This window comes from Bradyrhizobium mercantei, from assembly GCF_001982635.1.
GTDB lineage: Bacteria > Pseudomonadota > Alphaproteobacteria > Rhizobiales > Xanthobacteraceae > Bradyrhizobium > Bradyrhizobium mercantei.
Genome location: NZ_MKFI01000005.1, coordinates 290936 through 314534 on the forward strand (window position 1 = coordinate 290936; position 23599 = coordinate 314534).

General features: G+C 64.7%; 23 protein-coding genes. 8 read left to right on the forward strand and 15 right to left on the reverse strand.

Annotation, left to right across the window (positions count from 1 at the left end; genetic code table 11):
• Positions 1-42: 42 nt before the first annotated feature.
• Both ubiB and ubiE read right to left on the reverse strand, forming a co-directional pair.
• Positions 43-1617: a 2-polyprenylphenol 6-hydroxylase gene (gene ubiB, locus BI327_RS24085; RefSeq protein ID WP_076863613.1), complete on the reverse strand. Its 1575-nt coding sequence runs from the start codon at positions 1615-1617 to the stop codon at positions 43-45.
• Entirely contained in the window at positions 1614-2375 is a 762-nt protein-coding gene (gene ubiE, locus BI327_RS24090; protein WP_076863615.1) for a bifunctional demethylmenaquinone methyltransferase/2-methoxy-6-polyprenyl-1,4-benzoquinol methylase UbiE, read from the reverse strand. The genes ubiB and ubiE overlap by 4 nt, the downstream gene beginning before the upstream one ends.
• Before the next feature lie 139 nt (positions 2376-2514).
• Here ubiE and mutM point away from each other — a divergent pair, with 139 nt between their 5' ends.
• Positions 2515-3396 (forward strand): bifunctional DNA-formamidopyrimidine glycosylase/DNA-(apurinic or apyrimidinic site) lyase, encoded by an 882-nt coding sequence (mutM, locus tag BI327_RS24095; RefSeq protein WP_076864262.1) that lies wholly within the window; start codon positions 2515-2517, stop codon positions 3394-3396.
• 37 nt (positions 3397-3433) lie between these two features.
• Entirely contained in the window at positions 3434-5113 is a 1680-nt protein-coding gene (gene ggt / locus BI327_RS24100; RefSeq protein WP_076863616.1) for a gamma-glutamyltransferase, read from the forward strand.
• A gap of 151 nt (positions 5114-5264) precedes the next feature.
• On the opposite strand, the gene BI327_RS24105 is transcribed toward ggt, so the two are convergent.
• Positions 5265-6623, reverse strand: a complete 1359-nt coding sequence (locus BI327_RS24105) for a serine protease (RefSeq protein ID WP_076863617.1) — start codon at positions 6621-6623, stop codon at positions 5265-5267.
• 111 nt (positions 6624-6734) lie between these two features.
• On the opposite strand from BI327_RS24105, the gene BI327_RS24110 reads away from it, so the two are divergent.
• Positions 6735-7535, forward strand: coding sequence for a HesA/MoeB/ThiF family protein (locus tag BI327_RS24110; RefSeq protein WP_076863619.1), 801 nt, complete (start codon positions 6735-6737; stop codon positions 7533-7535).
• Positions 7536-7744: 209 nt separating this feature from the next.
• Here the strand turns inward: BI327_RS24110 and BI327_RS24115 are convergent, their stop codons facing one another.
• On the reverse strand, positions 7745-8752 hold the full coding sequence (locus tag BI327_RS24115) for an aldo/keto reductase (protein ID WP_076863621.1): 1008 nt from the start codon (positions 8750-8752) through the stop codon (positions 7745-7747).
• 123 nt (positions 8753-8875) lie between these two features.
• Between BI327_RS24115 and BI327_RS24120 the strand changes: the two genes are divergently transcribed.
• Positions 8876-9790, forward strand: a complete 915-nt coding sequence (locus BI327_RS24120) for a LysR family transcriptional regulator (RefSeq protein ID WP_076863623.1) — start codon at positions 8876-8878, stop codon at positions 9788-9790.
• A gap of 359 nt (positions 9791-10149) precedes the next feature.
• On the opposite strand, the gene BI327_RS24125 is transcribed toward BI327_RS24120, so the two are convergent.
• Complete coding sequence (locus BI327_RS24125; protein WP_076863625.1) at positions 10150-11154, reverse strand: 2-hydroxyacid dehydrogenase; 1005 nt, start codon at positions 11152-11154, stop codon at positions 10150-10152.
• 343 nt (positions 11155-11497) lie between these two features.
• Between BI327_RS24125 and BI327_RS24130 the strand changes: the two genes are divergently transcribed.
• On the forward strand, positions 11498-12025 hold the full coding sequence (locus BI327_RS24130) for an SH3 domain-containing protein (protein ID WP_076864263.1): 528 nt from the start codon (positions 11498-11500) through the stop codon (positions 12023-12025).
• A 150-nt stretch (positions 12026-12175) separates the two neighbouring features.
• On the opposite strand, the gene irrA is transcribed toward BI327_RS24130, so the two are convergent.
• Positions 12176-12667, reverse strand: coding sequence for an iron response transcriptional regulator IrrA (gene irrA, locus BI327_RS24135; RefSeq protein WP_076863627.1), 492 nt, complete (start codon positions 12665-12667; stop codon positions 12176-12178).
• 330 nt (positions 12668-12997) lie between these two features.
• Here irrA and fabA point away from each other — a divergent pair, with 330 nt between their 5' ends.
• From fabA to fabV, 3 genes are all read left to right on the forward strand, one after another.
• Positions 12998-13519, forward strand: a complete 522-nt coding sequence (gene fabA, locus BI327_RS24140) for a 3-hydroxyacyl-[acyl-carrier-protein] dehydratase FabA (protein ID WP_076863629.1) — start codon at positions 12998-13000, stop codon at positions 13517-13519.
• Positions 13520-13562: 43 nt separating this feature from the next.
• The gene (fabB, locus tag BI327_RS24145; RefSeq protein ID WP_076863631.1) at positions 13563-14786 is read left to right on the forward strand and encodes a beta-ketoacyl-ACP synthase I; all 1224 of its coding nucleotides are present in this window, start codon (positions 13563-13565) and stop codon (positions 14784-14786) included.
• Between the two features lie 78 nt (positions 14787-14864).
• On the forward strand, positions 14865-16037 hold the full coding sequence (fabV, locus tag BI327_RS24150) for an enoyl-ACP reductase FabV (protein WP_076863633.1): 1173 nt from the start codon (positions 14865-14867) through the stop codon (positions 16035-16037).
• 55 nt (positions 16038-16092) lie between these two features.
• Here fabV and BI327_RS24155 read toward each other — a convergent pair whose 3' ends face one another.
• From BI327_RS24155 to rbfA, 9 genes are all read right to left on the reverse strand, one after another.
• Complete coding sequence (locus BI327_RS24155; protein WP_245334918.1) at positions 16093-16689, reverse strand: hypothetical protein; 597 nt, start codon at positions 16687-16689, stop codon at positions 16093-16095.
• A 368-nt stretch (positions 16690-17057) separates the two neighbouring features.
• Positions 17058-17654 carry a glutathione S-transferase family protein gene (locus BI327_RS24160; RefSeq protein ID WP_076863635.1) on the reverse strand — a complete coding sequence of 199 codons (597 nt, stop codon included), beginning with the start codon at positions 17652-17654 and terminating at the stop codon, positions 17058-17060.
• On the reverse strand, positions 17651-18127 hold the full coding sequence (locus BI327_RS24165) for a GNAT family N-acetyltransferase (RefSeq protein WP_076863636.1): 477 nt from the start codon (positions 18125-18127) through the stop codon (positions 17651-17653). The genes BI327_RS24160 and BI327_RS24165 overlap by 4 nt, the downstream gene beginning before the upstream one ends.
• 125 nt (positions 18128-18252) lie before the next feature.
• The gene (locus BI327_RS24170) at positions 18253-18987 is read right to left on the reverse strand and encodes a superoxide dismutase (protein WP_076864265.1); all 735 of its coding nucleotides are present in this window, start codon (positions 18985-18987) and stop codon (positions 18253-18255) included.
• 195 nt (positions 18988-19182) lie between these two features.
• Entirely contained in the window at positions 19183-21339 is a 2157-nt protein-coding gene (gene pnp, locus BI327_RS24175) for a polyribonucleotide nucleotidyltransferase (protein WP_076864266.1), read from the reverse strand.
• An 11-nt stretch (positions 21340-21350) separates the two neighbouring features.
• Complete coding sequence (locus BI327_RS41835) at positions 21351-21584, reverse strand: hypothetical protein (RefSeq protein WP_128089553.1); 234 nt, start codon at positions 21582-21584, stop codon at positions 21351-21353.
• Between the two features lie 69 nt (positions 21585-21653).
• Positions 21654-21923 carry a 30S ribosomal protein S15 gene (gene rpsO, locus BI327_RS24180; protein WP_016844725.1) on the reverse strand — a complete coding sequence of 90 codons (270 nt, stop codon included), beginning with the start codon at positions 21921-21923 and terminating at the stop codon, positions 21654-21656.
• Between the two features lie 2 nt (positions 21924-21925).
• Positions 21926-23035, reverse strand: a complete 1110-nt coding sequence (gene truB / locus BI327_RS24185; RefSeq protein ID WP_076863638.1) for a tRNA pseudouridine(55) synthase TruB — start codon at positions 23033-23035, stop codon at positions 21926-21928.
• Complete coding sequence (rbfA, locus tag BI327_RS24190; RefSeq protein WP_024584604.1) at positions 23032-23445, reverse strand: 30S ribosome-binding factor RbfA; 414 nt, start codon at positions 23443-23445, stop codon at positions 23032-23034. Before rbfA ends, truB begins: the two co-directional genes overlap by 4 nt.
• Between the last annotated feature and the right edge of the window lie 154 nt (positions 23446-23599).

Below are 23599 nucleotides of genomic sequence, written 5' to 3' on the forward strand. Positions count from 1 at the left end.
GCGCAATGATAGCGATGCTAGCACACAGTGCATGCATTGCAATCAGTGCGCCCGGATGGCGAAGAAGATTGCGATCGAGGCGATGGCGATGACCCAGAGGCCGACGGTCTGCACCCGCGCCTTGCGGGCCTCGGCGCGGGCCATTGCGTCGATCGAATCCGACGACAGCATGTGGCCCTCCAGCGTCATGCTCTCCAGCTGCTCGAGCACGGTCACGGCGCGGTTGGCAATCGCCGGCAGGTTGGAGAGGATGCGGCCGAGCTCGCCCGCGCCTGAGATCGCGCCCTGGATACGTCCGGCGGGGCCGAGATTCTGCGTGATCCATTCGCGCACCACGGGGTCGGCGATCTTCCAGATGTCGAGCTTGGGGTCGAAGCCGCGCGCCACGCCTTCGACCACCACCATGGTCTTCTGCAACAGGATCAGCTCGGGCCGCGTCTGCATGTCGAACAGGCCGGTGACCTCGAGCAGAAGCGTCAACAGCTTCGCCATCGAGATTTCCTCGGCGGTGCGATTGTGGATCGGCTCGCCGATGGCGCGGATCGCCTGCGCGAAATTCTCCACCGAATGGTGGCCCGGCACATAGCCGGCCTCGAAATGCACCTCGGCGACGCGGCGATAGTCGCGGGTGATGAAGCCGAGCAGGATCTCGGCCAGGAAGCGCCGCTCCTTCAGCCCGAGCCGCCCCATGATGCCGAAATCCACCGCAACGAGGCGGCCGGCCTCGTCGAGGAACAGATTGCCCGGATGCATGTCGGCATGGAAGAAGCCGTCGCGCAGCGCGTGGCGCAGGAAGCTCTGGATCACCTTGCGGCCGAGATCGGGCAGGTCGACCTGGGCCTGCGCGAGGCGAGCGTGATCGTTCAGCGCGATGCCGTCGATCCACTCCATCGTCAGCACGCTGTGCGCGGTGCGATCCCAATCCACCGTGGGCACGCGGAAATCCGGATCGTCGCGGGTGTTCTCGGCCATCTCGGACAGCGCGGCCGCTTCCAGCCGCAGGTCCATCTCCATCGCGACCGAGCGCGACATCGTGTTGATGACTTCGATCAGCCTTAAGCGCCGCGCCTCGGCGGAATGCGCCTCGGCCTTGTGCGCGACAAAGAAGAAGTCGCTGAGGTCGCGGCGGAAGCGCGCGGCGACGTTGGGCCGGAGCACCTTGACCGCAACCTGCTGCCGCACGCCGGCGCGCTCGACCTCGGCACGATGCACCTGCGCGATCGAGGCTGCGGCCACCGCGGGACCGAGATGCACGAAGGCCTGCGCCAGCGGCCGTTCCAGCGATTGCGTGATGACGGTTTCGGCCTCTTCCTGCGCGAACGGCGGCAGCCGGTCCTGCAGGCTTTCGAGATCGCGCGCCATCGCGACGCCGACCACGTCGGGGCGGGTGGCGAGGAATTGCCCGAGCTTGAGATAGGCGGGCCCGAGCCGGGTCAGCGCCCGCGACAGCCGCGGACCCGACTTGGCGGAGCGGCGCTCGATCAGCCGCGCCATCTTCAGCGCGAGCTGTCCGGGCGGCGGCACCAGCGCGGGATCGACGACGCCGAACACGCCTTCGCGCGCAAACACGAAACCGGCGCGGGCAAGGCGCGCGATGTGGGTCAGTGCAGAGATCACAAACGCCAGCCCGAATGCAGCGCCACGATGCCGCCGGAGAGGCTCTGCCACTTCACGCGCGCGAAGCCGGCGGCGCCGATCATCTCGGCGAACGCGTTCGGCCGCGGGAATTTGCGGATCGACTCGACGAGATATTGATAGGACTCGGCGTCACCGGTGACGGCGCGGCCGAGCGGCGGGATCACCTTGAAGGAGAACAGGTCGTAGATCTTGTCGAGGCCGGGCACATCGACGGTGGAGAATTCCAGGCACAGGAAGCGGCTGCCGGGCTTCAGCACCCGGTAGGCCTCGCGCAGGGCCAGCTCGATCTGCGGCACGTTGCGGATGCCGAACGCGATGGTGTAGGCGTCGAACGCGCGGTCGGCGAAGCCCAGCGTCTCGGCATTGCCCTCGACGAACGACACGCGGTCATCGAGGTGCTGCTTGACGGCGCGCTCGCGGCCGACGGCGAGCATGTCGGAATTGATGTCGCAGACCGTGGCGTGGAAGCCGGTGCCCGCGGTCTTGGCAGCCCGGAACGCGATATCGCCGGTGCCGCCGGCGACGTCGAGCAGCGCGAACGGCCGGTCGCCCTTCGGCGGGTCGAGTGTCGTGATCATGACGTCCTTCCAGGCCCGGTGCAGGCCTGCCGACATCAGATCGTTCATCAGGTCGTAGCGCTGTGCCACGCTGTGAAACACGTCGTTCACCAGCGTCTGCTTCTCGCCCAGGGGCACGTCCCTGAAGCCGAAATGGGTGGTTTGATCCGGCCGATCCATCACTCAGAACTCTTACCTTTTTGGTCGCGTTTTCTTCACGCGAACCGGTGTCCGCTCCGCTCGAAAACGCTCCAGCCAAACCATAGCGCGGCGGCCGCAATGGCGCTATCACGTCACTTCCAAAAGGTGAATGCCTGCCATGCCGGAATTACCCGAAGTCGAGACCGTCCGCCGCGGCCTGCAACCGGCCATGGAAGGCTCCAAAATCCTCAAGGCCGAGGCCCGCCGCAAGGATTTACGGTTTCCGTTTCAAAAAGACTTTATCGCCCGGCTCGAGGGCCGGACCATCACCGGGCTCGGCCGCCGTGCCAAATATTTGATGGCGGACCTGAACTCCGGCGACGTGCTGCTGATGCATCTGGGCATGTCGGGCTCGTTCCGCGTCCACAAGCAGGACGGCGCGGCGACGCCCGGGCAATTCCACCATCCGCGCAGCGACGAGCGCGCGCATGATCATGTCGTGTTCCACATGTCGTCGGGCGCGGCCGTCGTCTTCAACGACCCCAGGCGCTTCGGCTACATGAAGATCATCGCCCGCAACGCGATCGAGGATGAACCGCTGCTGAAGGGGCTCGGACCCGAGCCGCTCGGCAACGAGTTCGACGCGGCGATGCTGGCGCGCTCCTGCCACAACAAGAAGACCAGCCTGAAGGCGGCGCTGCTCGATCAGCGCGTGGTGGCGGGGCTTGGCAATATCTATGTCTGCGAGGCGCTGTTTCGTTCGCATCTGTCGCCGCGGCGATTGGCCGCGACGCTCGCAACCAGGAAGGCCGAGCCCACCGACCACGCCAAACGGCTGGTCGACGCGATCCATTCGGTGCTGAACCAGGCGATCAAGGCCGGCGGCTCCTCGATCAGCGACCATCGCCTGACCAACGGCGATCTCGGCTATTTCCAGCACTCGTTCCAGGTCTACGACCGCGAAGGCGAGACATGCCGCACGTCGGGCTGCGAGGGTATCGTCAGGCGTTTCACCCAGAACGGCCGTTCGACGTTCTGGTGCCCGAAATGTCAAAAATAACAACAATGCAAAAATAACAACAAAGGGAGTGCGGATCATGGGCGGCAACTGGCGCGATCGCGCCGCGACAAGCTTTCAATGCGAGAAAAAGCCGGCGACCAGCAGCCGCGGCATGGTGGTCAGCAATCACCCGCTGGCATCGAGCGCGGGCGCCGAGATGCTGGCGGCCGGCGGCAATGCGATCGATGCGGCGATCGCCACCCTGTTCACGCTGACCGTGGTCGAGCCGATGATGGTCGGCATCATCGGCGGCGGCATGGCGCACATCCGCCTCGCCGACGGCAGCCATCGCTTCATCGACGGCCAGAGCACGGTGCCGCAGGCGGTGAAGCCGGATACCTACACTTCGAAGCCCGGTTCGGCGCATGACGTGTTCGACACCGTGGGCAGCGAGAATCTGAACGGGCCGAAGGCGGTCGCGGTGCCGGGCTCGCTGAAGGCCTGGTGCGAAACGCTGCGCCGCTTCGGCACCATGAGCCTTGCCGATGTGATGCAGCCCGCGATCAAGCATGCCGCGCGCGGCTATGCAGCGACGCCGTATCTGCATGAATGCATCACCGACAGCGCCGAGGAGATGCTGAAGGACAAGCCGATCGCGGCGATCTACCTGCCCAACGGCACGCCGCTGAAGCCCGGCGAGCGCGTGATCCAGGCCGAATATGCCGAGACGCTGAAATACATCGCCGACCATGGCGACAACGCACTTTACCAGGGGCCGCTCGGCGACATCCTGGTCGAGTACATGAAGAAGAACGGCGGCTTCATCGCGCAACAGGATCTTGCGACCTACAAGACCGTCGAGCGGCAGCCGGTCCGCTGCGATTACCGCGGCTGGGAAATCCTCGGGCCGCCGCCGCCTGCGGCGTCCGGCGTGCACATCACGGAGATGCTCAACATTCTCGAAGGCTATGACATCGCCCAGCTCGGCTTCGGCACGGCGGAGACGATCCACTATCTCGCCGAGGTGTTGAAGATCGCATTCGCCGATCGCGAAGCTGCGAGCGGCGATCCCGCCTATATCAACGTGCCGGTGGAGCAGCTCACCTCGAAGGCCTATGCCGAGGAGCGCCGCCGCGCCATCGACCCCGATCGCGCGCAGGCCTGGGGCGCCGGCGTCAGCCAGCTCGAAAGCGCGCACACCACGCACATGACGGCGGCGGATGCGATGGGCAATGTGGTCGCGACCACCCAGACCATCAACAATCTGTTCGGGGCGAAGATATTGATCCCGGGCCTCGGCACCGTGCCGAACAATTACATGAACCTGTTCGATCCGCGCCCGGGACACGCGCTGTCGCTGGCCGCGGGCAAGCGCGTCACCACCTCGATGTCGCCGATGATGGCGCTGCGCGACGGCAGACTGGTCTACGCGCTCGGCCTGCCCGGCGGCAAACGCATCTTCCCGAGCGCAATGCAGGCACTGATCAATCTGATCGATCACGGCATGAGCCTGCAGGAGGCGGTCGAGGCGCCGCGGGTCTGGACCGAGGGCAATGCGCTCGAGGTCGAGCAGGTGGTGCCGGAGACCGTCCGCGCGGCGCTTTCAGCGAAAGGCCACGGGGTGCAGCCGGTGCGGACGGTGGCCGGCGGCATGAACGCGATCCAGTTTCACGCCGACGGCACGATGTCCGGCGCGGCCTGCTGGCGCGCCGACGGCACGCCGGTCGGTATTGCCGGCGGTCTGGCGCGGGCGGGCGTGCGGTTTGCGTTGGAGTGAGGGCGACTACGCTGATTGGCAGGTTGAACCGAGCACCATCCTCAACGTCGTCCTGGCGAAAGCCAGGACGACGTTGGGGGAAGAGCCGTGGCTGAATCACAGGAGTTTTTGGAATGCCCGATCGCCCGCATGCGCGGCCGATGACAGCATCCTACTTCCTGACGCAGATCACGCGGACCACGGCGGATTTGGCGTCCGCGGATTCGCCCGCCGCGTTGACGCTGTGCGCCTTCAGGAAACTGCGTACGGTATCGGCCGGCACCAGCGTGGCCTGCGCCGGCGGTGCCGCGTTGGCGGGGCCTGCAACGATGACAGGCTTCAGCAATGCGATGCCGGCAAACTTGCCGCCGCCGTCCTGCGCTGCCGCGCCGGAGAACCCGATCGCGGGCGGTGGTGACAGCGCCTGATCGCCGCCGCCGGGTTGCGCGACCGAAGCCTTGACGCTGCTCGCGGCCGCGCCGCCGCCCTGGTTCTGCGGATCGGCGATGCCGGTGATGTCGAGCGCGGTCTGCGTCGCCTGGCCCGCGATGTTGAGCGGCTTCAGCCCGCGCGCGCCATAGATGCGCAGCAATGCGAGATCGTGATCCTTGTCCTCGGCGACGCGGTCGGCACTGCCGTAACCCGGGATCGTCAGCGCGATGCACTCGTCGGTCGCCACGCGATCGGTGACAATGGTGCCATCGTCGCTGACCACGACGCCGGTGGCGTATTCGACGGTCTTGCGCGGCGGCGGGCCGGCCTGCACCCCTGATGGGAATGCGTTGAAGGCGCTCGACATCGCGATCACCACCGGCTCGACGGTGGTCTGCATCGCCTGGTCATAGAGAATGGTGAGGATGCGGACCTCGTCGCCCTTCAAGGTGCCACGCAGATAGAACTTCTTCAGCCCCTGCATGCCCGACAGCACGAAGAAATCCGGCTTCACCACGGTGTAGTCGATGGTGCGGCCGGCCGGCTCCTTCTTTTCCTGTTCGGCGAGCTTCGCGGTGGTCGGGCTCGCTTCCTTGCGCCGGGTCAGCAGCACCTGGACGGTGCCCGTGGGCGACGTCCATCTGGCGCCGGAAGCGTCGCTGGTGAGTTGCGGCACCAGCTTTGTGGGAATGCCGAGCCGCGCTCCGGTGGCGGGCTCGGTGACGATCCGCCAGCCGACGCTCTCCTGCTTCCGCCGCGCGGTGTCGGCGAGCACGCCACGCTCCTGCGGGTTCAGCACGCCGGTCGGCTTGCCGCCGCGGTTCTTCTGGAATTCCTTGATCGCATTGACCATGCGCTCGCTGACGTCGCCTGATATCGCGCCGTTATATTCGCCGACCCAGGCGAGGTCGGATTGCAGCGCCAGCCGCTCGGCCTGCGCCATCGCGCCCGCGGTATCTTCCGGCTTCTGCAGCGCGGGGCGAACCGGCACCGTCGTCACCGTCTTCGGCTTGGCACCGGCGGTCGATGGCGGCGTCATCTGGGCCTGCGCCATGCCGATCCCTGCGACCATCAATGTTGCCGAAAGCACCAATCTCATGACAAATCCGGGGGAAATGACTGATACCATTGACGTCGACGCAATTAAGCACATCTGCTTGGTCGGCAACAACCGCGCTCCGGTTCAGGGAACAGCGCGCAGGACGTGACAATGCTGAGTGCCGACGAACTTGAACGCTATGCCCGCCACATCGTGCTGCGCGAGGTGGGCGGCCCCGGCCAGAATGCGCTGAAAAAGGCGTCGGTGCTGGTGATCGGCGCCGGCGGCCTCGGCGCGCCGGTGCTGATGTATCTGGCCGCCGCCGGTATCGGCCGGCTCGGCGTGATCGACGACGATATCGTCTCGCTGTCCAATTTGCAGCGCCAGATCATCCATACGACCTCCGACATCGGCAAGCGCAAGGTCGACAGCGCAGCCGCGCAGATCCACGCGCTCAATCCGCATGTCGTGTTCGAGGCGCATCCCATGCGGCTGACGGCCGACAATGCGATGGCGCTGATCGGAAATTACGACCTCGTGCTCGACGGCTCCGACAATTTCGAGACCCGCTATCTCGTCGCCGATGCCTGCTTCCTCGCCAAGCGGCCGCTGATCACGGCGGCGCTCGGCCAGTTCGACGGTTCGCTGACCACGATCCGCGCCCATGAGAAGAATGCGGAAGGCGTGTTCAACCCGACCTATCGCTGCCTGTTTCCGGAGGCGCCACCGCCGGGCACCGTGCCGGCCTGCGCCGAAGCCGGCGTGATGGGCGCGCTGGCCGGGCTCATGGGATCGATGATGGCGCTGGAGGCGATCCGCGAGATCGTTGGCTTTGGCGAGGGCCTGGTCGGCCGTCTCCTGATGGTGGATGCGCGCGCGATGCGGTTCGAAACCCTGCGTTACGCGCGCGATCCGCAGAACCCGCTCAATGGTGATGCCGCAGGGATCACCGATCTGAGCGGGCATCGGTAGGATTCAGGCGTGATGAGATCAGGTTGAGCTGGATCGACGGTTCACCTCTCCCTTGGGAGAGGTCGGCGCCTAGCGCCGGGTGAGGGGTTACGGTCCCTCATTAGAGCTGCGGCCCCTCACCCGATTTGCTCTGCAAATCGACCTCTCCCCGATGGGGAGAGGTGAAGCAAGTGCACAGTCGAACCGCTTCTCTTCACACCCATCTTGCTCTAGGACGCGGTCGCGGGCTTTTCGCTGTCCATGTGCCGGAGGTGCTCCTCCGGATAGCGTCCGCCGGCGGCCGCGCCGGGCGGAAATGCGTCTGACAGCGCGGCAAGATGCGCCGCGGTCAGCTTCACATCGAGCGCGCCGAGCGCTTCGGTCAGCCGTTCGCGCCGCCGCGCGCCGACCAGCGGCACGATGTCGTTGCCCTGCGCCGCAACCCAGGCGATCGCGACCTGCGCCGGCGAGGCGCCGATTTCAACGGCAATGCCGCGCAGCCGATCGGCGAGCGCGAGGTTGGTGTCGATGTTGCCGGCCTGGAAGCGCGGGCTCAGCAGGCGGAAATCCTTTGCGTTCGTGTGATCCTTCGACCAGTGACCGCTGATCAGCCCGCGCGCCAGTACGCCATAGGCGGTGATGCCGATGCCGAGCTCGCGGCAGGTCTTCAGGATGTCGCTCTCGATGCCGCGCGAGATCAGCGAATATTCGATCTGCAGATCGGCGATCGGATGCACCTTGTGGGCGCGGCGGATGGTGTCGGAGCCGACCTCGGACAGCCCGATATGCCTGATCCAGCCGGCCTTGATCATGTCCGCCATCGCGCCGACCGTATCCTCGATCGGCACATTGGGGTCGAGCCGCGCCGGACGATAGATGTCGATGTGATCGACGCCGAGCCGTTGCAGCGAATAGGCAACGAAATTCTTCACGGCAGCGGGACGGCAGTCGTAGCCGAGGAAGCCGTAGTTGCGATCGCGCAGCGCGCCGAACTTGACGCTGATCTGCACATTGTCGCGGCTTTGGCTCTTCAGCGCCTCGCCGATCAGCATCTCATTGTGGCCCATGCCGTAGAAGTCGCCGGTGTCGAGCAGCGTGATGCCGGCGTCGAGCGCGGCATGGATGGTGGCGATGCTCTCGCTGCGATCGCTCGGGCCGTAGAAATCGGACATGCCCATGCAGCCGAGGCCGATCGTTGAGACGGTGGGACCGGTGGAACCGAGTTTGCGTGTGTTCATGGTGGTCTTCCTCGCGTGTCGCGGCGTGCGTTCCCGCCGCCAAAATCGCGAGGCTGATATGGGCCGACCCGGGTTTCCCGATAAGCTGGACAATCAAGAATAGGTTGTTCACTATATCGAACAATGCAGGATTTCGACCTTCGCGACCTCGACGCCTTCGTAGCGGTGGCGCGCACGCGCAACTTCCGGCGCGCGGCGCTGGAGAGCCGCGTCTCGGTGTCGAGCCTCAGCCAGCGCTTGCGCGACATGGAGGAGCGGCTTGGCGTCCGCCTGATGAACCGCACCACCCGCAGCGTCGCGCTGACCGAAGCCGGCGAGCTGCTGCTTGCGCGCGTCGCACCGGCGATGGTCAATGTAGCCGACGCCATCACGGAGGTGCGCGGCCTCCGCGCCGAGCCGTCGGGACGGCTGCGCATCAACGCGCCGCCGCCCGCGGTCGATCTGGTGCTGGCGCCGATGATCGCGCCGTTCCTCGCCAGATACCCGCAGGTCGATCTCGATCTCGTCTCCGAGAGCGCGTTCGTCGACATCGTCGCGCAGGGTTTTGACGCCGGCGTGCGCTACGGCGAGCATCTGGCGCAGGACATGGTGGCGGTTCCTCTCGGCGCGCCACAACGCTACGCGGTGGTGGCGTCGAGTGACTATGTGGCAAAGCATGGCCGGCCGATGCATCCGAAGGATTTGCTGGCGCATGCCTGCATCCGCAGCCGCTTCAGCAACGGCGTGATGTTCGATTGGGAGTTCGAGAAGAACGGCCACGTGGTGAAGATCTCGCCGCCGGCCAAGCTGACCGCGACCCATCTCGGCCTCGCGCTGCGCGCGGTCCATGACGGCGTCGGCTATTGGGCGACGTTCGAAGGCTATGTCCGCTACGGCGTCAAATCCGGCACGCTCGTCAGCGTGCTCGACGACTGGTGCCCGCCGTTCGACGGCCCGTTCCTCTATTACCCCAGCCGCCGTCAGCCGCCGCCCGCACTCGCCGCCTTCGTGGCGTTCGTCGCCGATTGGCGCAAGCAGGCGCGGCGAAAGACGAAGTAGGGCTAGACCCACATCGTCGTCCCGGCGAAAGCCGGGACCCATAACCACAGCTTTCACAGCTACGAAGGCTGGAGCTCCAGCCCGGTTCAATCAGGAACCTCAGTGGTTATGGGTCCCTGCTTTCGCAGGGACGACACCGAACGTGGAGGCCGCACCGGCCCCTTTGCATGGGGTTGTTTTCGATATTTTTGCCAGCCGCCCTCTTCCCCTTCCCCCTGAAAGGGGGAAGGTCGGGATGGGGGTCAGCCGCAGACGCCGCTGCGCGTAGAGAGAGCAGATCCCCACCCGCTTTGCTCTGGCGAGCAAAGCGACCTCCCCTTTTCAAGGGGAGGTTGGCCTCCATCCGGGCTACGGACTTCCTACAACATGCTCGGCAGCACGCGGTCCGGCGGCTTGTGGGCGTCGAGGAAGGTCCGGATGTTGATGATCACCTTCTCGCCCATCTCGACGCGGCCTTCGATGGTGGCCGAGCCCATATGGGGCAGCAGCGTCACCTTGCCGGCCTTGGCGAGCCGCACCAGCTTCGGGTTCACCGCGGGCTCGTGCTCGTAGACGTCGAGCGCCGCGCCGCCGATCTCTCCAGCCTCGATCAGCTTGATCAGCGTGTCCTCGTCGATCACCTCGCCGCGCGAAGTGTTGACGACATAGGCCTCTTTCCGGATCAGCTTGAGCCGCCGCGCCGAGAGCAGGTGATAGGTCGCCGGCGTGTGCGGGCAGTTCACCGAGATGATGTCCATCCGCGCCAGCATCTGGTCGAGGCTTTCCCAATAGGTTGCCCCGAGCTCGTCGGCGATCATAGGCGCCACCGGGCGGCGGTTGTGATAGTGGATCTGCAAGCCGAAGGCGCGGGCGCGGCGCGCCACGGCCTGGCCGATACGGCCCATGCCGACGATGCCGAGCCGCTTTCCGCCGATGCGGTGGCCGAGCATCCAGGTCGGCGACCAGCCGGCCCAGTGCTGCTTGCCTTCGGTCAGGATCGAGGCGCCCTCGATCAGCCGGCGCGGCACCGCGAGGATCAGCGCCATGGTCATGTCGGCGGTGTCCTCGGTCAGCACCTTCGGGGTGTTGGTCACCGTGATGCCGCGGGCATGCGCTGCCGCCACGTCGATATTGTCGACGCCGTTGCCGAAATTGGCGATCATCTTCAGCTTGCAGTCGGGCTGATTGATCACGTCCTCGCGGATCATGTCGGTCACGGTCGGCACCAGCACGTCGGCGGTCCTCGCCGCCTCGGCGATCTGCTCCGGCGTCATCGGCGTGTCGTCGAGATTCAGTCTGGCGTCGAACAGCTCGCGCATCCGGGTCTCGATCGAGTCCGGCAGCTTGCGGGTGACGACGACGAGAGGCTTTTTCTTCACCGACATGTCCTGCTTTCATGAGACGCGCGGCTCGCCAAAAACCGAGCCGTTGAGGCCTCATTAACCCGGTTGTTCGACACTGCTGATAGCCGCGCTGTCCCGGCGTTTCCTTCGCGTTTCCTAGGGTTCCCCGATACTTGTCCCGGCTTTCGTCGGGGGAAATTCGGGTGTTCTGGCTCTCAGGCGTTCCGTCCTCTCTAGCAGAAGGCCGGGCCAAGACAAGAACCCCTCGGACGTGCGGTGCGGGAGCCGACGGCGCAGGCACGGGGCCTGAGACTTAAGGCGTGGTTTGGATTTGGGTTTGGGGTTGCAGCTCGCCGAATGCGGGTTGGCAGGAGACGAGTTGATGGTGGCGTTCGGGCGTTTCGGGTCATTGCTGGCGCTGGTCGGGAGCATGCTGAGTGCGTCGGTCATGCCGGGACATACCGCGAAGGATTTGAGCCCCACCACCAGCGGCCTGCCGATTCCGCGCTATGTCAGCCTGAAATCCGACCATGTGAACGTCCGCGCCGGCCCGACCAAGGATAACGACGTCGCCTGGGTCTACACGCGCTCGGGGTTGCCGGTCGAAATCACTGCCGAGTTCGAGAACTGGCGCCGGGTGCGCGATTCCGAGGGCGCCGAAGGCTGGGTCTATCACTCCCTGCTGTCCGGCCGCCGTACCGCGGTTGTCACGATGAAGAACAAGGACGATCTGGCCTCGCTGTACGATCGTCCGGACGCGACCAGCGCCATCGCCGCCCGCCTGCAGGCCGGCGTCGTCGCGCAGGTCAAGAAATGCGCCAACAACTGGTGCCGGGTCACCGGCAACGGGTTCGACGGCTGGATCGAGCAGCAGCGCCTCTGGGGCGTCTACGCCGACGAGAAGGTGGACTGAGGTTTGTCGTCGTCCCGGCCGAGTGCGCAATTGCGCACGGGGGCCAGGACACATACCGCGTGATTCATCGTTGGCGCGCGGTAGGAGACGCCTTCAGCAGCAGCCAAGATTTGTGGTTATGGGTCCCGGCCTACGCCGGGACGACAGAACTCAGCGCTTCTTGCGCAGCCGCACGACCATGTCGACGCGGGAGATCTCGTAACCATCAGGCACGTCGGGCATCTTCTGCAGCACGAGGTTCGGGTCGGGAATGTCGACCAGCTCGTGGTTATGCTCGAGATAGAAGTGGTGATGGGTCGACACGTTGGTGTCGAAATAGGTCTTGGTGCCGTCAACGCTGACCTGGCGCAGCAGGCCGGCATCGGTGAGCTGGTTGAGCGTGTTGTAGACGGTCGCCAGCGACACCGGAACCTTGGCCAGCGTGGCTTCCTCGTACAGCATTTCAGCGGTCAGGTGGCGGGCACCCTTGCCGAACAGCAGCCAGCCCAGCGCCATGCGCTGGCGGGTCGGCCGGAGGCCGGCAGACTGCAGCATCTCGTTGACGTCATGCCACGGGCAGCCGGTCAGGGCAGGGTGGTGCCCAGCGCCCCGGGCAGCCGGGTGCACGGCATCATCATTCACAGCCGGTACTTCCTCGTTCATATCCACTCTATGCACCCAACTCAGGCAATATTCCTCATAAATATAAAAAGGATGCCTATCAGATGCAAGTTTTTCGCAACTAGAACGAATCCAAGCTGCGGTAGAAACCTAAGGTGAAACGGCAATTTATCATCGGAATGCCGCTTTGCCGCCCAGTTAGCCCTATGTTAGAGAGCGCGCGGACCACATATGCGCTTTCGGCAGAGATAACAGGTCGGTAGCGTACCCAGGTAGCGCCAAGATGCGGGACGGGTTATTCCGGTTCCCGTGGGTAGATTAAGGTCCGACCAAGCAAAAGCGCTTCATCGGGACATCAGAGGTGGAAAGAGGATGCTGGATCGGCGCGGCGGTTATGAATACGAGGATTTGCTGGCTTGCGGACGGGGCGAGCTGTTCGGTCCCGGCAACGCCCAGTTGCCGCTGCCGCCGATGCTCATGTTCGATCGGATCAGCGAGATCTCGGAAAATGGCGGCGAGTACGGCAAGGGGCTGGTGCGCGCCGAGCTCGAAGTGAAGCCGGACCTCTGGTTCTTCGGCTGCCATTTCAAGAACGATCCGGTGATGCCGGGCTGCCTCGGTCTCGATGCCATGTGGCAAATGGTCGGCTTTTACCTCGGCTGGATTGGTGGCGAAGGTCGCGGCCGCGCGCTCGGCCTCGGCGAGCTGAAGTTCTCCGGACAGGTGCTGCCGCACGCGCGCAAGGTTGTGTACAACATCGATATCAAGCGCGTGATGCGGTCAAAGCTCGTGCTTGGAATTGCCGACGGGTGGCTTTCCATGGACGACGAGATTATTTATCGCGCCAAGGACTTGAAGGTCGGATTGTTCAAGCAGGGCACGGCGCCATCTTGAGCAGGATCATCATGCGGCAACATAAAGGCAGGGCGAGGCGAACATGAGGCGGGTTGTCATCACGGGGATGGGCATTGTCTCGTCCATCGGTAACAACACCCAGGAAGTGCTTGCGAGCCTCTACGAGGCGAAGTCGGGCATTTCACGTGCGGAGAAAGCCGCCGAGCTTGGCTTCCGCTCGCAGGTGCACGGTGCGCCGACACTCAATCCCGCCGAGGTGATCGATCGCCGTGCGATGCGGTTCCTTGCCGAAGGTGCTGCCTGGAATCACGTCGCGATGGAACAGGCGATCCGCGACTCCGGCCTCGAGGAGAACGAGGTCTCCAACATCCGCACCGGCATCATCATGGGATCCGGCGGACCGTCGACGCGCACGCTGGTGGAAGCCGCCGACATCGCGCGCGCCAAGGGGCCGAAGCGCGTTGGTCCGTTCGCGGTGCCGAAGGGCATGTCGTCGACCGCGTCGGCGACGCTCGCGACCTGGTTCAAGATCAAGGGCGTGAACTACTCGATCTCGTCCGCCTGCGCGACGTCGAACCACTGCATCGGCAATGCCTATGAGACGATCCAGATCGGCAAGCAGGACGTCATCTTCGCCGGCGGCTGCGAGGAGCTCGACTGGACGCTGTCGGTGCTGTTCGACGCCATGGGCGCGATGTCCTCGAAATACAACGACACGCCGGCTACCGCCTCGCGCCCCTACGATCTCAATCGCGACGGCTTCGTGATCGCCGGCGGCGCCGGTGTCGTCGTGCTGGAAGAGCTCGAGCACGCCAAGGCGCGCGGCGCGCGGATCTACGGCGAGGTCGTCGGCTACGGCGCGACCTCGGATGGTTACGACATGGTGGCGCCGTCGGGCGAGGGTGCCGAGCGCTGCATGCGCATGGCGATGTCGACGGTGGACACGCCGGTCGACTACATCAATCCGCACGCCACTTCGACGCCGGCCGGCGATCCGCCGGAGATCGAGGCGATCCGCAAGGTGTTCGGCACCGGCGACAAGTGCCCGCCGATCTCGGCGACCAAGGCGCTGACCGGCCATTCGCTCGGCGCCACCGGCGTGCAGGAGGCGATCTACTCGCTCTTGATGCTGAACAACGGCTTCGTCTGCGAGAGTGCGCATATCACCGAGCTCGATCCTGTCTTCGCCGACATGCCGATCGTCCGCAAGCGGATCGACAACGCCAAGCTCACGACCGTGCTGTCGAACTCGTTCGGCTTCGGCGGCACCAACGCCACGCTGGTGTTCAGGCGCCTTGACGCGTGATTTCACCGCTCCTCGCGTGCTGAGGAAGGTCAGAAGGCCGCGCATGGGGACATTGCAACGATCCGGAATGGGGTGGGAATGATTATCGAACCGCGCGTGCGAGGCTTCATCTGCACCACGGCACATCCCGTCGGCTGCGCCACGAATGTCCGTGAACAAATCGCTTACGTTCTGAAGCAGGGCCCGGTCGCCCACTGTCCCAAGCGCGTCGCCGTGCTGGGCTGCTCGACGGGCTACGGCCTTGCGAGCCGCATCGTCGCGACCTTCGCCGGCGGCGCCGATACGATCGGCGTTTCGCTGGAGCGCGAACCTTCGGAAAAGAGAAGCGCCAGCGCCGGCTGGTACAACAATCGCGCCTTCGAGATTGAGGCCGAGAAGATCGGCCGATCGCCGCTCACGCTGGAGGGCGATGCCTTCTCCGACGAGATGAAGAAAGACTTCATCGAGCGCGTGCGCGAAAAGTTCGGCCAGCTCGATTTGCTGGTCTACAGCATGGCCGCGCCGGTCCGCACCGATCCCGACACCGGCAAGACCTATCGTTCGGTCATCAAGCCGCTCGGCGCGCCGGTCGAGATCAAGACGCTCGACACCGAAACCGGCGAGGTGTTCCAGACCACGCTCGAGCCGGCGAACGATGAACAAACCGCGGCGACCGTCGCGGTCATGGGCGGCGATGACTGGAAGCGCTGGATCGACCAGCTCGCGGATGCCGGCGTGTTGGCACCTGGCTTCCGTACGCTCAACTACACCTATATCGGCAGCGAACTGACCTGGCCGATCTACTGGAACGGCACGCTCGGTCGCGCAAAGGTCGATCTCGACAGCAAGGCCGAAGCGATCCGCGACCGGCTCGGTGCGGAGGCCGCCCGCGTCGTCGCGCTGAAGGCCGTGGTCACCCAGGCAAGCTCGGCCATTCCGGTGGTGCCGCTCTATGGCACCGTGCTGTTCAAGGTCATGAAGCAGCTCGGGCTCCATGAAGGCTGCATCGAGCAGATCGATCGCCTGTTCCGCACCCGCCTCGGCAAGGACGTCGCGCTCGACGATGCGCAGCGCATCCGGGTCGACGACTGGGAACTGTCGCCCGAAGTGCAGACGGAAGTGTCACGGCGCTGGCCGCTGCTCACCACCGAGACGCTCGGCGATCTGGCGGACCTTCAGGAGTACAAGAGCCAGTTCCTCCGCCTGTTCGGCTTCGGCATCGACGGCGTCGACTACACGCAGGACGTCGATCCCCTCGTCGTGCCGGGCTAGGCCAGCCGGGACTCCACTTTCCCGTAGCCCGCATGAAGCCAGCGGGCGCGTGAATTCATTCGTCCTTGAGATAGGCGGGCATCGCCTTGTCGATCTCTTCCGCAACGAGGCCGCGGGTCTTCTCGCGCAGTGTCGCGCTGGAGGCCGCTGCCTCGGGAGGGTTGGGGAAGTCCGCATTGTCGAGATGCTTGAGCGGATTTTCCGTCATTCTCATGCTTTCGGAGAACCGGTTGCCCATCGTCGCCAGCGTGCGGTCGATCCTCGCATAGCTCCTGCCGTCAAGCAGCGTCAACGCGACATTGGCGAAGACATGCGAATGCCTGAGCACCGAGCCGAGCCCCTGATTGTAGGTGCCGATGCCATCGAGATCGAGGTTCGTGCCCTGCGGATGCGACTTGAATTTGGTCACGACGAGATATCGCGTGCAGTTCGAATTCGGCGTGAAGCTTTGGACGATTGCCGGGATGCCCTCGCTCGGATCCGGCAGCAAATGCGGTTTCGGATGATAGAATGGATCGAAGGCGTTCTTGGGATAGCTGATCCTGCGGACCGCGGGATCATTGCCGGTTGCCGCGCGAACCCTCGCGACGACGAGGTCGTCGAGCCCCCAGTCGATCGGAACGTTGGTGCCTTCGTATTCGAAGATGGTCACGCCGAACTTCTGAACGGCGAATTGATTTCCGAGTACCGGGATCACCCCAAGCCGGCACGGACCGGTCTCCGCGGCAACTGGCGGATTCGCGGCCGCCTTGGCCTTCGGCGCGGGCTTCTTTGCGGCCGGTTTGACGGGTGCGGACGGTGTGGGTGAAGCCGGGGGAGACTGCGCCCATCCCGGCGTCGCGACGGATGACAAGAGGATGGCGGCGACGAAACGGCGGAGCATATCGATCAACGAAAGGTTTAAGAAGCGGATCAGTCTAACTAAAACGTGCAGACGTCCGCAAGGCAAGCGATCGCGCTTGTCGCTTCTTCCACCGATAACGCGTCATCGGAGAGGGGTGGATGATCGGCGGGGTCGTCTCACCCCGCCGCGATCTTCTCCGCACGCTGGAATGCCGGCCGCGCCACGCAGCGGTCGATATAGGCGTCGAATGACGGCCGCGACGGCACCATCTTGAACATGCGCACGGCAAAGTTCAGCCCCGCGCCGATCGCGATGTCGGCGGCGGAGAACTGATCGCCGAGGATCCACGGCCCCTTCTGCAATTCGGCGTCGAGCACGTCGAACACCTGCGCCGCGCTGCCCCAGGATGCGGTGCTGGTCGGCACTTCGAGCTTGGTGAAGAGCTGGATCAGCGCCGGCTCGATGCAGCTCGGCGAGAAGAACAGCCATTGCAGGTAGCGTGCCCGCTTCGGGTCGGTCGTGGCCGGCGCGAGCCTGGTCTCGGGATAGCGGTCGGCGATATAGGCACAGATCGCCGCCGCCTCGGCGAGCTGGGCTTCGCCGTCGGTGAGCGCCGGCACCTTGCCCATCGGGTTGATCTTGAGGAAGTCCGGCGACTTCTGCGCGCCGGTGCTGATATCGGTCAGCACCCGCTCGTAAGCCAGGCCGGATTCTTCCAGCAGCCAGATCGCGGAGAACGAGCGCGAGCGCGGCGACCAGTACAGCTTGATCATGGGCGAGCCTCCGATGTGCGGTTTGTTCTCTTCCACCGGTAGTGCTTCATCATGAAGCCGGTGACCGGATTGGGCGCTTCCTTCTCGAACACAAAGCCTTCGCGCTCGTACCAGCGCCAGGCCTTCTCGTTCTCACGGACGCATTTCAGCCAGATCTCGTCGGGCATCTGCCGGCGCGTGAAGGCGAGGAGATGACGGCCCAGGTTGCGGCCCTGATGGCTTGGCGCGACCATCAGCTGGTCGAGCAGCAAGGTCGGCAGATGCAGCGCCAGCATCGCGGCGATGGTGCCGTGGTCGTCGGCGACGAACAGCGTCCAGCCGTTGTCGATTTCGCGCGACAGGCGGGCACGCAGGTCGGTCAACAATCCGTCGCTCCGCGGTGTGAGCCCGGTCGAGGTCCAGCTCTCCATCCAGACCCGCGCGATCTCGTCGTATTCGTCGGGGCGGCCAGGACGGATGGTCGGCAGCGTCATTGTCGATCCCTATCGCGTTCGACACCGGCGGCGCGATGCTGCGGACGAAAAGGTGAAAGCCCCGCGAAGCGATCGCGGGGCTTTCGAACGTAACGCAGTTTGTTGCGACCGGCGAGCCCGACGGCTCACACGCCGAGCGTGCCGGCCTTCGCGGCGGCATAGCGGTCCGCCACGCCCTTCCAGTTCACCGTGTTCCACCACGCCTTGAGGTAATCGGGCCGGCGGTTCTGGTAGGTCAGGTAATAGGCGTGCTCCCAGACGTCATTGCCGAGCAGCGCGCGCTTGCCGTCCATGATCGGGTTGTCCTGGTTCGGCCGCGTCTCGATCGCGAGCTTGCCGTCCTTGGTCACGGTGACGAACACCCAGCCGGAGCCGAACACGCGCCCGCCGGCGGCGTTGAAGTCGGTCTGCAGTTTCTCCATGCCGCCGAGGTCGCGATCAACAGCGGCGAGCACCTCGCCGTCGGGCTTGCCGCCGTTCGGTCCCATGATCTGCCAGAACATGGTGTGATTGGCGTGGCCGCCCATGTTGTTGCGCACGCCGGTGCGGATCGCCTCCGGGACGTTGCCGAGATTGGCGAGCACTTCGGTGATCGGCTTCTCGGCGATCTGCGGATTGTCCTTGGCGAAAGTGTTGAGGTTGGTGACATAGGCCTGATGATGCCGGTCGTGATGGATCTCCATCGTCTTGGCATCGATATGCGGCTCGAGCGCGTTGGCGGGATAGCTGAGCGGATCGATCTTGAATGGTCCGCTCGGTGCCTGCGCCGTGGCCTGCGCGAATGCAGCGCGCGACGAGGCGGCGGCCGCGGCGATGCCGCTTGCTGCAATGATCAAGTGGCGTCGGGACATCAAGGACATCGTCATTCTCCATGCTGGAAAGCGTCCTGATGTTAGGCGCAAGTTGTGAACGGGTTCCAACAGTGTTGGTCACAATGTCGGGTCAAAACCGCGCACGCCGATAAGCGGAGATTGATTTGCGTTCGGGCTCCAAAAAACAAAAGGGCGGCCCTTGGGCCGCCCTTTCGCAATGATCAGTTTGCCGGTTGGTTTGGCTTACTCGCCGGCGGCTTCGCGCGCCGCCGGTGCGTCGCTCTTCTGCTTGGCCTCGAGGTCCTCGCCGGTCTCCTGGTCGACCGCCTTCATCGACAGGCGGGTCTTGCCGCGGTCGTCGAAGCCGAGCAGCTTGACCTTGACCTTGTCGCCTTCCTTGACGACGTCGGAGGTCTTCTGCACGCGGTTGGAGGCGAGCTGGCTGATGTGGACCAGGCCGTCCTTGGCGCCGAAGAAGTTCACGAACGCGCCGAACTCCATCACCTTGACGACGGTGCCCTCGTAGATCTGGCCGATCTCCGGATCGGAAGCGATCGACTTGATCCACTTGATCGCAGCCTTCATCGCCTCGCCGTCATTGGAGGCGACCTTCACGGTGCCGTCGTCCTCGATGTTGACCTTGGCGCCGGTCTTCTCGACGATCTCGCGGATCACCTTGCCGCCGGTGCCGATCACTTCGCGGATCTTGTCGGTGGCGATCTTGAAGGTCTCGATGCGCGGTGCGTATTCGCCGAGCTCGGCGCGCGCCGCGGTCAGCGCCTTGGCCATCTCGCCGAGGATGTGGATGCGTCCTTCCTTGGCCTGGCCAAGCGCAACCTTCATGATCTCCTCGGTGATGCCCTCGATCTTGATGTCCATCTGGAGCGAGGTGATGCCCTGGTCGGTGCCGGCGACCTTGAAGTCCATGTCGCCGAGATGATCCTCGTCACCGAGGATGTCCGACAGCACCGCGAAGCGCTGACCCTCGAGGATCAGGCCCATGGCGATACCGGCGGTCGGCCGCTTCAGCGGCACGCCGGCGTCCATCAGCGACAGCGAGGCGCCGCAGACCGAGGCCATCGAGGACGAGCCGTTCGACTCGGTGATCTCGGAGACCACGCGGATCGTGTACGGGAACTCGTGGTGCGGCGGCAGCACCGGGTGGATCGCGCGCCAGGCGAGCTTGCCGTGGCCGATCTCGCGGCGCTTGGTGCCGCCGAGGCGACCGGTCTCACCGACCGAGTAGGGCGGGAAGTTGTAGTGCAGCAGGAACGTTTCCTTGTACGTCCCCGACAGCGCGTCGATGTACTGCTCGTCCTCGCCGGTGCCGAGCGTGGTCACGACCATCGCCTGGGTCTCACCGCGGGTGAACAGCGCCGAGCCGTGGGCGCGCGGCAGCACGCCGGCTTCGGCGATGATGTTGCGCACGGTCTTGACGTCGCGGCCGTCGATGCGCTTGCCGGTGTCGAGGATGTTCCAGCGGACGATCTTGGCTTCCAGCTCCTTGAACACGGCGGCAACGCGGAGCTTGTCGTATTTCGGCTCCTGGCCTTCCGGGAAGAAGTGCGCGAGCACCTTCTCCTTGACGGCGCCGACCGCGGCATAGCGTTCCTGCTTGACCGGGATCGCATAGGCCTTGCGCAGCTCCTGCTCGGCAAGGCCAAGCATTTCCTTCTCGATCTCCGAATTGTCGATCGTGGTGACTTCGCGCGGTTCCTTGGCGGCCTTCTCGGCGAGCTCGATGATCGCGTTGATGACAGGCTGGAAGTGGCGGTGGCCGAACATGACCGCGCCGAGCATCACGTCCTCGTTGAGCTCCTTGGCTTCCGATTCGACCATCAGCACGGCGTCGGCGGTGCCGGCGACCACGAGATCGAGCTGGGTCTCGGTCATCTCGTCGAGCGTCGGGTTGAGGATGAACTCGTCATTGGCGAAGCCGACGCGGGCTGCGCCGATCGGGCCCTTGAACGGGGCGCCCGACAGCGTCAGGGCGGCGGAGGCGGCGACCAGCGAGACGATGTCCGGATCGTTCTCCATGTCGTGCGAAAGCACGGTGACGATCACCTGGGTCTCGTTGCGCCAGCCGTCGACGAACAGCGGACGGATCGGGCGGTCGATCAGGCGGGAGACCAGCGTCTCCTTCTCGGTCGGACGGCCTTCGCGCTTGAAATAGCCGCCGGGAATGCGGCCCGCGGCGTAGGTCTTCTCCTGGTAGTCGACCGTGAGCGGCAGGAAGTCGACGCCTTCGCGCGGCGCCTTCGCCGCGACGACGGTGGCAAGCACCACGGTCTCGCCGTAGGTCGCCATCACGGCGCCGTCGGCCTGGCGGGCGATCTTGCCGGTTTCAAGTTTGAGGGGACGTCCACCCCAGTCGATTTCGACGGAATGCGAATTGAACATTTCGGTTTCTTTCATGGTTTCACGAAAGACATGGCGCCCTGAAACACAAAGACCATGCCAAGACGGCGAGATGCTGATGCGCGCTCGCGATCAGCATCCGGCGATCCTGCCATGGTCCCTGGATTTCGGATGGCGTCCATCCTTTCGGTCATCTGGGCATCTTGCCCGGTCCAGCGGCCGGATTGCTGCTGGACGCTAGTTGGCATGGCGCGATTGCCATGCTGCGCATGATCTTCTTTCGACAATTCGAAAGTCCGAGTTCGCGGACGACCATGCGAAAACGCGCGCGAACCCTCGCGCGCGTGCTTCTCAAGTCAACGACGGATGTTGTGCTTTTCGAGCAGCGCCTTGTAGCGCGCCTCGTCCTTGCGCTTGATGTAGTCAAGCAGGGAGCGACGCGTCGACACGAGCTTCAGGAGGCCGCGGCGTGAATGGTTGTCCTTCACATGGCTCTTGAAGTGCTCGGTGAGGTTATTGATGCGTTCCGACAGGATCGCGACCTGGACCTCGGGCGAGCCGGTGTCGCCGGCTTTGTTGGCATTCGTCTTGATGACTTCCGCTTTGCGTTCGGCGGTAATCGACATCGTCAGTTACTTTCATCGTTGCGAGCCGGACTGGCAGTCAGTCCGTTCAGGTTGAACACGCGCTTGGGGATGAGTTCGCCATTGCCAATCTCGGCAAGCGCGAGAAGCCGGCCTGCCACCGTGACATAGACTGTGCCGCTAGTATTGGGCGCATCCCGTCCGCGCAACAAAACGGCCTGGCCCCTGTGGAGCCTTGCCGCATCAGCCCGTGTGACGGCCAGTGCCGGGATGTCGTCCAGCGCGGTCTCAACGGGCATAAGCGCGTCGGCGAGGCTGCCCTCGCCCGACGCGGCTCTATTGCATAAAGCCTCCAACTGTTCCAGCGGAATCATGTCGGCCTCGGTAAACGGACCGACCAGGGTCCGCCGCAGGGCGCAGATATGGCCGAAACAGCCCAGAATTCGGCCCATATCGCGGGCCAACGCCCGGACATAGGTTCCCTTGCCGCACTCGGCTTCGAACACGGACTGTCCGTTATCTCCGTGTTCCACAAGGGTTAATTCGTGAATCTCGACCGGGCGGGGCTTCAGTTCCACGGTCTCGCCATCGCGCGCCAGATCATAGGCGCGCTCGCCCTGCACCTTGATGGCCGAGTATTGCGGCGGGATCTGCTCGATCACCCCGGTGAAGCGCGGCAGCAGCTCGCGGATCGAATCGGCGGTCGGCCGGTTCTCGCTGGTCCGGACCGGCCGGCCCTCGGTGTCGTCGGTATCCCGCTCCTCGCCCCAGCAGACCGTGAAACGGTAGCGCTTGCGGCCGTCCATCACGAACGGCACCGTCTTGGTGGCCTCGCCGAGTGCGATCGGCAGGCCGCCGGAGGCGAGCGGATCGAGGGTGCCGGCATGGCCGGCGCGCTTGGCCTGGAACAGGCGCTTGAGCACGGCGACCGCCTGGGTCGAGGTCATCCCGATCGGCTTGTCGAGCACGACCCAGCCATGGACGTCGCGCTTGTCGCGGCGCGGCTGCTGGTTCTGCTTGCCGTGCTTCTGGCGCGGGTCGTTGTTGGTGCGGCGCGCATCGTCGCTGCGCTGGCCGGCAAAAGCATCCCGCTCAGCGTCGCGCGCGTCGGAATCCTTCGCGTCGATCACGCTGTTGGTCGTCATCACAGTCATTCCTCGTCGTCCGAATCGGGTGCAAGGTCTCGCTGCACCGCAGGTGTCCGCAGTAGTTTCTCGATGCGCGCCGCCTCGTCGAACCGTTCATCGACGCGGAAGCGAATGTCGGGGGCAAATTTCAGGTTGACGCGGTGCGCGATCTCGCCGCGAAGGAACTTCTTGTTGCGCTCGAGCGCTGAGATCACCGTGTCGGTGTCGCGGCCGCCGAGCGGCATCACGTAGATCGTCGCGAGCTTCAGGTCCGGCGACATGCGCACCTCGGGAACGGTGATGATGTGGCCTTCGAGATCGGGATCGTGGACCTCACCCTGCGACAGAATCTCGGCAACCGCATGGCGAACCGTTTCACCGACGCGCAGCTGACGTTGCGAGCCGCCGGGGCTGGAACTCTTCTTTTGACGGGGCATGACCTTCTTCCAAAACCGTCGCGCCCGCAGGCCCAAGGCCGCGGGCATCAATGTCGTAGCTTTGCGTTCAATCGGACAATGCGCTGGCGGCCGGACCAAAGTCCGGCCACGCCGTCGCATTTTCAGTCAAATGGACCCAACGCTTAGTAAGATC